The sequence below is a fragment of the Emergencia sp. 1XD21-10 genome, assembly GCF_009936045.1.
Taxonomy (GTDB): domain Bacteria; phylum Bacillota; class Clostridia; order Peptostreptococcales; family Anaerovoracaceae; genus Senimuribacter; species Senimuribacter intestinalis.
This window is the reverse complement of record NZ_QWEQ01000002.1, coordinates 124816-137328: the sequence shown is the minus strand read 5'-3', so window position 1 is coordinate 137328 and position 12513 is coordinate 124816. Positions and strand designations below refer to the sequence as shown.

Here is a 12513-nt window from a genome sequence, read left to right as displayed (position 1 = left end):
GTATGAATAAGAAAAAAGAATATATAGATTTGGCGAATCAACTGATTCGCCAAATCCTCACAGATGAAAATATAGAAAAAATGGAAAACTGCATAAAAAGGAAAGAAGTGTTTCGAGTAGAGTATTCCAAAGGTGGTCAGAGTTTATCTCGTGGATATTATTGCCCTAGCTTATTAGAAGAAATTTTTGTTACTAATATTTCGAGAGGTAGGATATTAAAAATAAAACCAAAGACGACTCCTGATTATATTTATTATTTTAATGATAAGAATTTAGTGTTAGTTGAAAATCTTGTTTTATCTTCCTTTGAGTGGATTGGCAGAAAAGATAATATTGAATACTCAATAAATAGAGGAAGCCCGACAAACATTACAGTTTCTATATATGAAAAAGAACACATGAAAAAGAATATTTTTCTGACAGCGTATAATAAGAGTTCGTTTGATTTTGCTTTTGAAGAATACGAATACGATAATACAGACAAAATGTTTTGTGCAACACGCAAAGAAGTAGCAGCTTATTGGAATTTGTTTTCTGAAGAAACATTTCGATTTGAATTTTTTTATGATAGAACAGGGAACTTACTAAAATGTATGATGAACGACGTTAGTGAGGTACGTGTTCCTCCAGTGATAAGGAGTTTAATTACGGGAAAACAGAAAACTGTGAAGAAACCGTTATGTAAAACAGATATTTCCAAAGCCTTGAAAAACACAGTAACTTCATGGAAAAATGAAAATATTTACGCAATCTCGGTATTTATAAATCATAGCGGAGATGAAGTGACGGATTTTGCTATCAGTTTTAATACAGAAGAACATCAAGTTGGTGAGGAAAGATGGAACTATGCCTTTTGGAATCAGGAAGAAAAAGATTTGATGTATCTTTTGGAAGAAAGAGAGACTGACTGGAAGAAACTTCTGGAACTAACTTCATCTGCAGTACGAAAATTACAAGAAGATGGATTCTTTAAAAAGGTCTTTGGTAAGGATATTGCGGTTATTATCCACGGATATGAATATGAGGACATAGAATTGGAAGCAACCAGAAACGCAAATCCCAATGGACAGGCAGAAGAGTTTTTTGATGCATTGAAGAATTACCTTTGAAGAAAGAAAAAGATAGAACAACTCTTAATAAATCTTAATTTTTTCAACACAATAGCGATAACTTTTTTTCACAGAATCGTCACATTCTCTTGCTATACTGAGAATGTCAAAAGGAGATAGGGTTACAGATTATTTCTTTTGAACGTTCTTTCTTAATTAATATCGCAGCCAAAAGGCTCTACCTAAAAGGTGGAGCCTTTTGGTGTGTTTTTGCATTTTGGACTAGTCCAAAATGCTTTTTTTAATTTTTTGGTACTTTATATTGAGTCTTTTTTTCGTATAATAAAAAAAGATATTATAACTATTTTAAAAATTTTCTAAAAAGGAGAAAGAAAAATGAGCGGAGAAAGTAAGCTTAAAAAGCATATGTTTCACCTGGTGATTATCACCATCGCAGGCGCTATGATTTATGGTATGCCATATTTCAGATCATATTTCTATGACGCCTATCTGGAAACATATCATTTAAACAACACGCAGATGGGTACTTTCGGTTCCATGTTTGGTATTTTTGGAATGATTTCCTATTTATTCGGCGGTGTTGTTGCCGACATGGTTTCCACCAGGAAGCTGATGTCAGTATCTTTGATTTTGACTGGACTTGGTGGAATTTTGCACCTGCTGAATCCTAACTACGTAATGCTGCTGGGTATTTACGCATTATGGGGATTCACTTCCTTGTTCGCATTCTGGCCATCCCTTCTGAAGAGTCTTCGTGAGATTTCCAACGAAAACGAACAGAGTAAAGCATACGGATTTATGGACGGTGGAAGAGGTCTGGTATATGCAGTTGACGGTATTGCGATTGTTTCTATCTTTGGATATTTCAGCAAAAAAGCAGGCGACGCCGCAGGACTTAATGGTGTAATTGTATATTATTCTGCAATTGCAATCGCACTTGGCATACTGCTGTTCTTCATCATGAAAGAAAATAAACCGGATACAACAGAAAAAGTTGGTGAACAGAAAGAAAAAATCAGCCTTGCACAGGTAAAAGAAGTTATCAAGATGCCAGCTGTATGGATTCTGTCTGCAATCCTCTGCTGTACTTATGTAATGAACATTGCATTCTACTATTTTACACCGTATGCAACTTCCAGATTTGGAATGGTGGCAACAGCAGGTGCATTTGTTACAATCGCTGCACAGTATGTAAGACCTATCGCTGCATTTGGCGGTGGCGCTATTGCTGACAAACTGGGAAGATCCAAGGTTATGTATGTTACGTTCTCTATGATGGCTCTGGGTACACTTTTGATGGTGGTTATGGGCAATATGAGTTCTACTTTATTCATCGTGCTTTGTATCATGATTTATGCAGGTATGTACGGTGGTTACATCATGGTATTCTCCATGATGGATGAAGGTGGTGTGCCTATCAGAGTTGCAGGTACTGCAATCGGTTTAGTATGTACACTGGGCTATTTGCCGGAAGTTATCGTTCCGTTCTGCTCCGGTAAGATTCTGGATACTTTCGGAGAAAGCGGTTATCGTTATCTGTTCATTGCAATCGTAGCTATTATGATTGTTGGTATCCTGATGCTAACTGTTTGGGACAGATATGTAAAAAAACTGAGAGCCCAAAACGCATAACCTCTTGCATAATTCGGCGCAGAAGTTTAAAATAATATAAACGACGAATGGAGAAGGATTTTTGCGCAGAAACCCGCGTGAAAAGCCTTTTTACACAAAAAAAGGGATTGCTTTAGCAGAATAGGATGTGATAGGGTGAAGCTAAAGATCGATAAGGGCAGCAGCATACCGATTTATAAGCAAATCGCACGAGAAATCGAGAAGAAGATTTTATGGGAAGAACTTCCATCAGGCTATAAACTTCCTGCGGAGCGGCGTTTGGCAGAAGAAATCGGCGTCCATCGAAATACTATCATCAAGGCATATGATGTGCTTATTGCTAAGGAACTGTGTGTGGTGTCCAGGGAAAAACCTAAGGGCTACTTTGTCAAGGTTCCGCAGGAAAGCCAGGAGTTTGGAAAGCGTTTTTTTCCTTTAGAAAAAGCTTTTCGCTACGAGTTTCGCAAAGCTGAGAAGCGGTTTAACGACATTTACTGGAAGTCTGAGCCCGATGAGCAGATCCCTTTTGGCGGTTTGATTATGGACAGAAGGTTAAATCCTGTGCAGGGGATGGAGCATGTGGTTTCCAGAATTTTTGACAGCAGTAAGGTTGCCAGCACGAAGGAGTTTCTGCAGGAGACAGAGAGACTTCGAGAAAACGTCAGAAAGCTTTTGACCAATCAGAACATCTATGTGACTACAAAAAATATCCAAATCTTTGCAGAGAGCAATCAAACAATCACTTATCTGATGATTATGTATCTGCGAGAAGGCGACTGTATTGTGGCAGAGGCGCCTATGGTGCCGGACAATTACAGCATTTTTTATAATCGAGGTATTGAAGTTATCACGATTCCTATGGACGAGGACGGCATGAAGATGGATCTTTTGGAGGAGGCTCTCAGAGAGCGGAAGCCGAAGTTCATCTATACGCAGCCAAACTATCACAATCCGACAGGAATTACCATGTCTCTTGCCAAGCGCCAGACATTGCTTCGCCTTGCAAATACCTATAATGTGCCGGTTATTGAAGAAGATTATCAGAAAGATTTTGTTTATAGCGATCATCAAATTCCAAGTCTTTATGCCTTAGATGCAAATAAAATGGTCATCTATGTAGATACTTTTACGCTGACCTTTCCGTATATGATGAAAATCGGCTATGCAGTGGGACCGCCGGACTTGATGTATATGATGGGGTATGCTCTTAGCGTGGACGAGACTACTATCGGAGGAATCAGTCAATATTTTCTCAACGAGTATATCGAATCGGGTGAGTTTGAAAAGCATATCAGGTGTGTACAGCAGGTTTACAGTGCCAGGCTTAATCTTCTTTGTGAGGAGCTTGATAAGATTAGTGCCAAAGGTATTACTTATAAGAAGCCTAAAGGCGGGCTGCTTTTGTGGTGCACTTTGGAGAACGGTATAAATGAAAGAGAACTTTTTAGAATTGCTGAAGAAAAAGGTGTTCTAATAACACCCGGCTGGGTGTTTTATGATAACAGTCACAGTAGGAAAGGGCATATTAGGTTGTGTTTTTCTAATGTGACAGATGAGCAGATCAGGCGAGGCGTTGCACTGCTGGGGCAGGCCTTGGATGAATGCAAAAGAGTAAAAGATAGGAGAAGAGAAGAATGAATCAATTTGTTGAGTACAGAAGAGAATTCCATCATTATCCGGAAATCGGCTGGAGAGAAATCAGAACCAGTGCCAGAATTGCTGAAATTCTGGAGAAGGAAGGCTACAAATGCCTGATGGGAACCGATGTAATCAATGTCGATACTGTTGGCTTTGAAATGCTTTCTGATGAAGAGAAAAAGGCGGAAATGGAAAGAGCCGTTGCGCAGGGTGCAAAACCGGAATACGTAGAAAGAACGGAAGGCTATCCAGGTGTCATCGCAGAACTGGACACCGGAAAAGAAGGTCCTGTGACCGCATTTCGTTTCGATATAGACTGTTTGCCTTATGAAGAACCGCAGAAAGAAGGCTTCAGACCATTTGATGAGGGGTATATTTCCTGCAACAAAGACTGCGTCCACGCTTGCGGTCACGATGCACACACAGCTATCGGTATCGGTCTTGCATGGGAACTGATGAAGAGAAAAGACCAGCTGAAAGGGAAAATGCGTATCATTTTCCAGCCGGCAGAAGAACGCTACAACGGTGCACAGTCCATCGTCGACAAAGGCCATCTGGACGATGCGATGAACTTTATTTCTGTACACATGGCGCTGACTGCAGAGGGATGGCCGCTGCCATCCAATACCATCGCCTGCGGCTGCAAGGACTTCTTAAGTGACGATCAGATTGATGTTACTTTCCACGGTACAGCGGCACACCCGTGCGGCGCTTCTCAGAACGGAAAGAACGCTCTTCTGGCAGCCTGCACAGCGGCACTGAATCTCCACGCAATCGCGCCCCACGAAGAGGGACTTTGCAGAGTCAATGTAGGCATCCTCAACGCAGGTGTTGTAGTAAATACCATCGCGCCTAACGCGTTTATGAGCATTGAGTACAGAGGACAGACCAGAACTATCGCTGCTTATGCCCGCAAAAGAGTGTTTGACATTCTGGATGGTGCTGCAAAGGCGTACGATATGGAATACACCTATGAGGACTTCGGTGAAATTCCGGCAGCCCAGAGCAGTGACGCCATGATGGAAGTCATCGAAAGAGCTGCGAAGAAAGTGCCTTGGTTTGAAAAAATCCACTTTGAGGGAAACGTTGGCGGAACTGACGATGCTTCTGTCATGATTAACAAGGTACAGGATAACGGCGGTATCGCTACCTACGTAGGAATCGGCTGTGACACTACCCAGACGCTTCACAGTCCGGAGTTTGACCTTGACGAAGATTCCATTCCTGCAGCCATCGAAATGCTGGTGCATGCAGTGGAAGAACTGAATATGTAATGATACAGATGTAGAAGATGTAAAGGCTGCGCTTTGGGAAAACCCGGCGCAGCCTTTTTAAAATTCTTTCCGTTATCTATTCCGTTTACAGTTTTGATTTGGTATACTAAAGAGGTCATAATATAATAAAGAAACGGAAATTCTGATTAAATGAAAGACAGTGAAAACATTTTCTTATATGCAAAAACTGATGCGGATGCTGCGGTTATCCGTGATATAGAGGAGCGGCTGGGCGTTGAAGCAGTGCGGGAGCAGGAAGGGGAACCTTTGGATATTGCACCTGCGTACCTGCAAATAGACCGGGACGGTCTGTCACTGATCGAAAACGGTCATGGGCTGCGCGGTGATTTCAGAAAGCTGCAGCCACGGCTCAAACCAAACAATTTGAACGGAGAGCTTTTAGTAAAAGCAGCCAGGTTTAAAGGCGCAAAGGACGGAGAAATGCTGAGCGCAGTGGATGCAACCGCAGGCTTGGGAGAGGATGCATTTCTGCTTGCAGGAGCAGGATTTCAAGTGAATCTCTATGAACGAAATCCGGTGATTGCGGCGCTTCTTTATGATGTGCTGCGCCGAGGCCTTGCAGAGCCTGCGCTGGAGCAGGTTATAAGCCGGATGCAGCTGCACAGCGAGGACAGTATTAAAGCGTTGGAAGAACAGACAGTACATCCGGATGTCGTGGTTCTTGACCCTATGTTTCCAAAGAGACAGAAAAGCGGCCTCATTAAGAAGAAGTTTCAGCTGCTGCAGCAGCTGGAGCAGCCCTGCGCTGAAGAGGATGCACTGCTTCAGGCAGCGATTTCCTGCGGCCCACGCAGAATCGTGATTAAAAGGCCGCTGAAAGGCCCGTATCTGGCAGGCGTAAAGCCGAGCTACTCAATTAAGGGAAAATCCGTCAGGTATGACTGTATCGTCCTGACGCGGTAAGCTGGGCATGCGGAGTTGTGCAGACTGATTGTTTTTACTAAAAACTCTTGAAATTTATATGCGGTAAATGGTATGATGATAAAGCTTGAATCTGACTATGGGAGAATCAGGAGATTAACTATATAGAAAACGAATGTGCTTTTCTGCAAAAACAAAACTGCGGAAAACATGCATACAAAGAGGAGGACTCTTCATGGCTTTTTTACAGGAAAGTGAATGGATGTTTTTAAATGAAATTGCATATAATGTGTCTTTTATTTATTCTTTTGATGAAATGCGAAGAACAGCGCTAAAATGGCTTCATATGCTGGTGGGATTTGACGGCGGCGTATTCGCTTTGGTAGAGGAAGAACAGATAAAGAACAGTATTTCATATGGGCTGGATGAAAAAGAAACAGAGATTTTTGAAAAGACTGCAGGAGAAGGTAATCCTCTTCAGTGGCTGCAGATCAGCGGACGCAGTGCAGCCTGGGTGCAAAGCGAGCTTCTGTCCGATGAGGCTATGGAAAAGTCTGATTTTTATCAAAAATTTTATTTGCCGCAGCAATTTCGATATGCCATGGGTATGAACATTGTTTTTCGCGAAGAAGTGGTAGGTATGATTACTTTTTATAGAAAAAGAGAAAGTGGAGATTTTACCAAACGAGAACTCTTTATTATGGACCAGCTTCAAAAACATCTGGCTTACCGGCTGTATTATGAGGCAAAGAAAGGAGATACCCGTTATTTCTTTGCCAAAGGCTATCATGAGCGTATCAGTAAAGAATTTGGCCTTACAGGCAGAGAGTCCGAACTGCTTGATTACGCAGTAAAAGGATACAGCAATGAACGCATTGCGGATTTGATGCATATCAGTGTAAATACCGTCAAAAAGCATTTGCACAGCCTCTATGAAAAAATGCACGTAAAAAATCGAGTACAGTTACTCCAAAGTCTGCCGCTATCTACAGACAAAATTAATTTTGATGAATTATAAGCGCTTATATGAGTGGTTATTCTGAAATGAAAAACAGAATAACCATTTTTTAATGCAAAAAATTATTACTTTGGATACTTTTTTTATCTAAAAGTACTATTAAAATCAAAAAACTATCCAAAAAAATCAAACGAGTGCGCGATTTTACCTGTGTATCGGAATTGGTATAGTAAAGGTAGAAATCTGTGGAAAGGATGAGTTTGGATATGAGAGAACACTTACAAAAAGCCGGTATCATACCGGTTATCAAGCTGGAAGAAACTGAAAAAGCAGCACGTCTGGCGCAGGCATTGCGAGAGGGAGGCATTAATTGTGCAGAAGTTACTTTCAGAGCGCAGGGTGCAGAGAATGCTATTGAAGCAATGCTGTCGGCATATCCGGATATGCTTGTTGGAGCAGGTACGGTGCTGACTGTGCAAGAAGCGGAAAGAGCTGCTGCTGCCGGTGCTAAATTTATTGTCAGTCCCGGTTTTGATGAGAAAATTGTTGATTTTGCACTGGAGAGAGGAATATTTCCGCTGCCCGGCTGTGTGACGCCGACTGAAATCCAGATGGCGCTGAGGCAGGGCCTTTCTGTTGTAAAGTTTTTTCCGGCAGTTCAGTTTGGCGGAATTAAAACAATCTCTGCTTTGGCAGGACCTTTTAGCTCTATCCGGTTTGTGCCTACAGGAGGTGTGTCCTTGAATAATCTTGAAGAGTATTTACAGGAGAAAAGTATTATTGCATGCGGAGGTTCGTTTATGGTAAAAGAACAGCTTCTAAAAGAAAGTAATTGGGATGCAGTAACAGAGCTAAGTAAGAATGCAATGGAAATTGTGAATCGCGTAAGACAAAGATAGATAATCGGATGACAATGATTGGAGGTAAAACATGAAGAAAATTGTAACATTTGGTGAAATCATGCTGAGACTGGCGCCTAAAGGCTATCTTAGATTTATGCAGGAACCTGAGTTTCAGGCAACTTTTGGAGGGGGAGAAGCTAATGTGGCTGTTTCTCTGGCAAACTATGGATTAAATGCAGCATTTGTGACTAAACTACCTGATAATCCAATTGGACGAGCAGCTGTAAAGGAACTTCGCAGGCATTGTGTAGATGTAAGCTGTATAAAAAAAGGTGGGAACCGGGTTGGTATCTATTACTTGGAAAAGGGCGCGTCACAAAGACCGTCAAAAGTAGTTTATGATAGAGCACACTCTGCGATTGCAGAAGCAGAAAGGGAAGATTTTGACTGGAATGAAATATTCAGGGACACTGAATGGTTTCATTTTACCGGAATTACTCCGGCGCTTTCATCTAATACAGCTGCAATCTGTCTGGATGCAGTAAAGGCTGCAAAGGAAAGAAATATTACCGTCAGCTGTGACTTGAATTTTCGTAAGAATTTGTGGACCAGTGAAAGAGCAGGAGAGGTCATGGGTCAGCTTATGAAGTATGTTGACGTATGTATTGCCAATGAAGAAGACGCCGAAAAGGTCTTCGGTATTGCGGCAGCATCTTCTGATATTGCAGGCGGCAGACTGAATCATGACGGTTACAGAGACGTTGCGAAGCAGCTGGCAGATCGTTTCGGATGCAAATATGTAGCAATCACCTTGCGAACCAGTATTTCTGCCAGCGATAACAGATGGGCAGCAATGCTGTATAATGGTGAATCTGCAATGTTTTCCAGAGAATACCCGGTTCATATTGTTGATCGGGTAGGAGGCGGCGACAGTTTTGGCGGAGGTTTAATCTATGGACTGTATACCGGTATGTCTGATAGGGAGGCACTGGAATTTGCAGTAGCTGCCTCATGTCTGAAACATACTGTAGAGGGAGATTTTAATCTGGTATCTGTAGAAGAAGTTCTGGCATTGGCAGCAGGTGATGGATCGGGAAGAGTGCAAAGATAACAGATAAAAAGGAGATATAGCTTATGAACATGATATCAGATAATACTAAGTCAATCCAATATTCCAAAATCAGAAAAATGTTTAATAAAGCATTGGAGTATGAAAATCCCATTAGTTTTACTATCGGCGAGCCGGACTTTACGGCATCGGAAAACATTGTTGCTGCCGGCTGCAGGGCTATGCAGGAAGGAAAAAGCAAGTATTCAGAGAATGCAGGAATTCTGCCGCTCCGTAAAGCAGTCAGCGCATATTTAAAAGCAGAGCTGGGTTTGGATTACAATCCGGTCAGTGAAATTACCATGACACCCGGCGCTATGGCGGCATTATATCAGGGGCTGAAGGTTATCCTGAATCCGGGAGACGAAGTCATTGTAATAGAACCCTGCTGGACTAACTATTTACAGCAGATTCTCATGTGCGGCGGCGTTCCTGTCAGTGTCTGTGCAGATATGGAAAATGGATTTTCCCTTGATATAGAGGCGGTCAAAGCAGCGATTAGCGAAAAAACAAAAGCAGTTATTATTAATTCACCTTGCAATCCAACGGGTACAGTACTTGAAAAATCCGTTTTGGAAGAACTGGCTGCTTTAGCCGTAACGCACGATCTTCTGGTCATCAGTGACGAGGTGTATAAGCACATTGTTTTTGATGACGTAAAGTTTACCAGTATTGCCGCTCTTCCCGGAATGCAAAACCGCACCCTTGTGATTGATAGTTTTTCAAAGACTTTTGCGATGACGGGATTTCGTGTGGGATATGCGGCAGGTCCTGCAGAGATTATTGCGAATATCACCAAGCTGCAGGAGAACATCAGTGCCTGTGTTGCGATGCCGAGCCAGTACGCTGCTGTGGAAGCCCTTACAGGAAGCCGCGAGCATCTGAACTATATGGTAAAGTGCTATAAAGAGCGCAGAGACTATTTAGCCGGACGTCTTTCGACTATGCCGATGGTTCATTATGAACCATCCAAAGGAACATTTTATGCGTTTGTGTCAATTAAAGATACGGGCCTTTCCAGCAGTGAATTCGCAGAAAAACTGCTGGAAGATAAGCAGGTTGTTGTTGTTCCGGGTGATGCTTTTGGAAATTATGGAGAAGGATATATTCGTATTTCGTTTGCTACATCTATGGAACAGATTACAAAAGGAATGGATGCATTGGAAATATTTCTCAATGAACTTGCAGAGGCGGGTGAAAACCAATGAGCGTCAGGATAGAACGTTTAATGGAAGATTTGAAAAAACTGGGCAGTATTGGATTTGTACCGGGAAAAGGTGCAAATCGCATGGCCTACAGTAAAAATTTCTATGAGGGAAGGGATTTTGTCAGAAAAAAAATGGAAGAGGCAGGACTGATGACCTGTATTGATGCTGTGGGAAATCTGACCGGAGTTCTTCCTTCCTCAACAGGCAGGTGCAAACAGAAGATTGCCATGGGCTCACATATTGATACTGTGCCAAATGGAGGTATTTACGATGGAGCTTTAGGTGTTCTGGGCGCTGTTGAGGCGGTACGGGTTCTAAGGGAAGAAGGATGGAAGAACGATCATCCGATAGAAATAATAGCATTTAATGAAGAAGAGGGAAATGTGGTTGGCGGAACTTTTGGCAGCAAAGCATTTGCCGGAGCACCTTTAGAGGAATCCATGATAAAGCCGATGGCGGAGCGGCATATTTCCAGGGAGGATTTTGCCAGCTGCAAACGTAATAAGAATGATTATTTGGTTTATTTGGAATATCATATTGAGCAGGGTGGAATCCTGGAGTCTGAGGGAAAAACCATTGGAATTGCCGAAGGTATTTTTGGTATTCTGCGTTATAAGGCCACAGTAAGGGGTGATGCGAATCATGCCGGGAGCACACCTATGAGACTTAGAAATGATGCTATGGAAAAGACCTGCCGGATTATTACCGACTTAATGGACAGCGTGCGGGAAACCGGAAATACCATGGTGTGTACAGTAGGTACTATGAGTGTAACTCCCGGCGCTGTCAATGTGATTCCGGGTGAGACACAGTTTATCATCGAGCTCCGCGACAAGTCGATGAACCGGATGTATGATGTCATCAAGCAGCTTCTGGCAAGGTGGAAGGATAAAGGACTATCAGTAGAAGAGTTTATTAAACAACCGGAAACCGTTTGCAGTCCGCAGCTCTGCGAAATTGTTGAGAAAGCTGCAGAGGAGCTCGATTATTCGTCTATGAGAATGTATAGCGGCGCAGGTCATGATCTGATTAATATGAGTTTTCTGGTACCTTCTGCACTGATTTTTATTCCGAGCAGAAACGGAATCAGTCACCGATTTGACGAATACTCAGATCCGGATCATATCAGAGATGGTGCTGAGGTTCTTTTGAGAACATTACAGAAAATAGATAGGGGGGCATTTGAATGAAGATTAAATTAATTAATCCCAATACAACACAGTCAATGACGGACAGTATTTACAATATGGCAGTAAGATATGCGGATGCAGACACGGAAATCACGGCAGTAAGCCCATTAACAGGGCCTGACAGCATCGAGTGTTATGTTGATGAGTATCTGGCGGTTCCCGGAGTAATTCAGGAAGTAATAAAAGGAGATAAAGAAGAAAATGCAGATGCATTTATTATTGCCTGCTTTGGTGATCCGGGTCTTGCTGCAGCCAGAGAAGTGACAGAAAAACCTGTCCTGGGGATATGTGAGTCTGCAATTACTACAGCGAAGTTTATTGCTCCGTATTTTAGTGTGGTGTCTGTACTGGATCGTTCACGGAAGGTAACAGAGGATGTTGTTAAGGCTTATGGCGCTGAAAGCTTTTGCAGGTCTATCAGAACCACAGGGCTTTCTGTATTGGAATTCGGAAAAAATCCTGAGAAAGGCCTTAAGGCTTTAGCAGAGCAAGGCAGAAGAGCAGTTGAGGAAGATGGCGCAGAGTGTATTCTTTTAGGATGCGCCGGCTTTGTGGATTTTGTCGACAGGCTGCGCGAGGAATTGGGTGTGCCTGTGCTGGATGGAGTGATGCCTGCAGTAAAACTGGCGGAGGCACTGGTCAAAATGAACGTAAAGACCAGTAAAGCAAATACATGGAAAGCGCCGGAGGTAAAAGAAATTAAAGGATTTAATGGGATTGTGGATTTATAAG

The 12513-nt window shown here is 42.4% G+C and carries 11 protein-coding genes; all 11 read left to right on the top strand.

Going from position 1 to position 12513, the window contains the following annotated elements; genetic code table 11:
* Nucleotides 1–2: 2 nt before the first annotated feature.
* Nucleotides 3–1109, top strand: coding sequence for a DUF4303 domain-containing protein (locus tag D1151_RS00815; protein WP_161907587.1), 1107 nt, complete (start codon nucleotides 3–5; stop codon nucleotides 1107–1109).
* A 336-nt stretch (nucleotides 1110–1445) separates the two neighbouring features.
* Nucleotides 1446–2702, top strand: coding sequence for a nitrate/nitrite transporter (locus D1151_RS00810; protein ID WP_160202873.1), 1257 nt, complete (start codon nucleotides 1446–1448; stop codon nucleotides 2700–2702).
* Between the two features lie 135 nt (nucleotides 2703–2837).
* Nucleotides 2838–4319 carry a PLP-dependent aminotransferase family protein gene (locus D1151_RS00805; RefSeq protein ID WP_161907586.1) on the top strand — a complete coding sequence of 494 codons (1482 nt, stop codon included), beginning with the start codon at nucleotides 2838–2840 and terminating at the stop codon, nucleotides 4317–4319.
* Nucleotides 4316–5593 (top strand): amidohydrolase, encoded by a 1278-nt coding sequence (locus D1151_RS00800; RefSeq protein ID WP_161907585.1) that lies wholly within the window; start codon nucleotides 4316–4318, stop codon nucleotides 5591–5593. The genes D1151_RS00805 and D1151_RS00800 overlap by 4 nt, the downstream gene beginning before the upstream one ends.
* Nucleotides 5594–5743: 150 nt before the next feature.
* Nucleotides 5744–6517 carry a class I SAM-dependent methyltransferase gene (locus D1151_RS00795; protein WP_160202870.1) on the top strand — a complete coding sequence of 258 codons (774 nt, stop codon included), beginning with the start codon at nucleotides 5744–5746 and terminating at the stop codon, nucleotides 6515–6517.
* Between the two features lie 193 nt (nucleotides 6518–6710).
* The gene (locus D1151_RS00790; protein ID WP_160202869.1) at nucleotides 6711–7493 is read left to right on the top strand and encodes a helix-turn-helix transcriptional regulator; all 783 of its coding nucleotides are present in this window, start codon (nucleotides 6711–6713) and stop codon (nucleotides 7491–7493) included.
* A gap of 206 nt (nucleotides 7494–7699) precedes the next feature.
* Nucleotides 7700–8332, top strand: a complete 633-nt coding sequence (locus D1151_RS00785) for a bifunctional 4-hydroxy-2-oxoglutarate aldolase/2-dehydro-3-deoxy-phosphogluconate aldolase (protein ID WP_243151101.1) — start codon at nucleotides 7700–7702, stop codon at nucleotides 8330–8332.
* Between the two features lie 31 nt (nucleotides 8333–8363).
* A complete protein-coding gene (locus D1151_RS00780; RefSeq protein ID WP_160202868.1) occupies nucleotides 8364–9386 on the top strand; it encodes a sugar kinase in 1023 nt (340 codons plus the stop codon).
* Nucleotides 9387–9409: 23 nt separating this feature from the next.
* Nucleotides 9410–10591, top strand: a complete 1182-nt coding sequence (locus tag D1151_RS00775) for a pyridoxal phosphate-dependent aminotransferase (RefSeq protein ID WP_160202867.1) — start codon at nucleotides 9410–9412, stop codon at nucleotides 10589–10591.
* Nucleotides 10588–11781: a M20 family metallo-hydrolase gene (locus D1151_RS00770; protein ID WP_160202866.1), complete on the top strand. Its 1194-nt coding sequence runs from the start codon at nucleotides 10588–10590 to the stop codon at nucleotides 11779–11781. The genes D1151_RS00775 and D1151_RS00770 overlap by 4 nt, the downstream gene beginning before the upstream one ends.
* Nucleotides 11778–12512, top strand: coding sequence for an aspartate/glutamate racemase family protein (locus D1151_RS00765; protein ID WP_243151100.1), 735 nt, complete (start codon nucleotides 11778–11780; stop codon nucleotides 12510–12512). Before D1151_RS00770 ends, D1151_RS00765 begins: the two co-directional genes overlap by 4 nt.
* Nucleotide 12513 lies beyond the last annotated feature (1 nt).

Excerpts from the sequence above, each read along its gene's own strand:
- D1151_RS00775 (WP_160202867.1), top strand. The coding sequence starts at position 9,410 with ATGAACATGATATCAGATAATACTAAGTCAATCCAATATTCCAAAATC.
- D1151_RS00770 (WP_160202866.1), top strand. The coding sequence starts at position 10,588 with ATGAGCGTCAGGATAGAACGTTTAATGGAAGATTTGAAAAAACTGGGC.
- D1151_RS00795 (WP_160202870.1), top strand. The coding sequence starts at position 5,744 with ATGAAAGACAGTGAAAACATTTTCTTATATGCAAAAACTGATGCGGAT.
- D1151_RS00815 (WP_161907587.1), top strand. The coding sequence starts at position 3 with ATGAATAAGAAAAAAGAATATATAGATTTGGCGAATCAACTGATTCGC.
- D1151_RS00765 (WP_243151100.1), top strand. The coding sequence starts at position 11,778 with ATGAAGATTAAATTAATTAATCCCAATACAACACAGTCAATGACGGAC.
- D1151_RS00780 (WP_160202868.1), top strand. The coding sequence starts at position 8,364 with ATGAAGAAAATTGTAACATTTGGTGAAATCATGCTGAGACTGGCGCCT.
- D1151_RS00785 (WP_243151101.1), top strand. The coding sequence starts at position 7,700 with ATGAGAGAACACTTACAAAAAGCCGGTATCATACCGGTTATCAAGCTG.
- D1151_RS00790 (WP_160202869.1), top strand. The coding sequence starts at position 6,711 with ATGGCTTTTTTACAGGAAAGTGAATGGATGTTTTTAAATGAAATTGCA.
- D1151_RS00800 (WP_161907585.1), top strand. The coding sequence starts at position 4,316 with ATGAATCAATTTGTTGAGTACAGAAGAGAATTCCATCATTATCCGGAA.
- D1151_RS00810 (WP_160202873.1), top strand. The coding sequence starts at position 1,446 with ATGAGCGGAGAAAGTAAGCTTAAAAAGCATATGTTTCACCTGGTGATT.